Here is a 706-nt window from a genome sequence, read left to right as displayed (position 1 = left end):
ATACAATGAATTTTATCCGCTGAAAAACAAAGAGCTTGAAAAGCAAAATTTTAGAGCTGGCAGATGAAGCCAATATTCCGGCTGATCATGTATATGAAGTGAACATGTCAGAAAAAACAAATGCGCTGAATGCCTATGTTACAGGAATTGGGGCCAATAAACGGATTGTATTGTGGGATACGACACTGAACAAACTTGACGATTCAGAAATTCTGTTTATTATGGGCCACGAAATGGGCCATTATGTCATGAAGCACGTTTACATCGGTCTGGCTGGTTATTTGCTCGTGTCGCTCGCCGGATTTTATGTCATTGATAAGCTTTACAAGCGGACGGTTCGCCTAACCCGCAGCATGTTTCATTTAGAAGGGCGGCATGATCTTGCGGCACTTCCGCTGTTATTGCTTTTGTTTTCTGTTTTGAGCTTTGCGGTTACGCCTTTTTCTAATGCTGTCTCGCGTTATCAGGAGAATAAGGCTGACCAGTATGGGATCGAGTTGACAGAGAACAGAGAAGCGGCTGTTAAAACGTTTCAGGATTTGGCCGTGACGGGGCTGAGCCAGGTTGATCCTCCGGTGCTTGTGAAGATTTTCAGAGGCAGCCATCCTTCGATCATGGAACGGATTCAACATGCGGAGAAAGAAGAGAATGCGCCGGAACATCAGGATGCTGACAAATAAAAAGAAGCAGGTATGGAGGAGCCTGC

At 45.0% G+C, this 706-nt stretch carries 1 protein-coding gene; it reads left to right on the top strand.

All coding sequences use genetic code 11. The annotated features are described in order from the left end of the window. Nucleotides 1-35 precede the first annotated feature (35 nt). Nucleotides 36-680: a M48 family metalloprotease gene (locus ADICYQ_RS31230; protein ID WP_020894238.1), complete on the top strand. Its 645-nt coding sequence runs from the start codon at nucleotides 36-38 to the stop codon at nucleotides 678-680. Nucleotides 681-706 lie beyond the last annotated feature (26 nt).

This window comes from Cyclobacterium qasimii M12-11B (assembly GCF_000427295.1).
GTDB classification, from domain to species: Bacteria; Bacteroidota; Bacteroidia; order Cytophagales; family Cyclobacteriaceae; genus Cyclobacterium; species Cyclobacterium qasimii.
The sequence above is the reverse complement of the archived record's forward strand: the minus strand, read 5'-3'. Positions and strand labels throughout refer to the sequence as shown.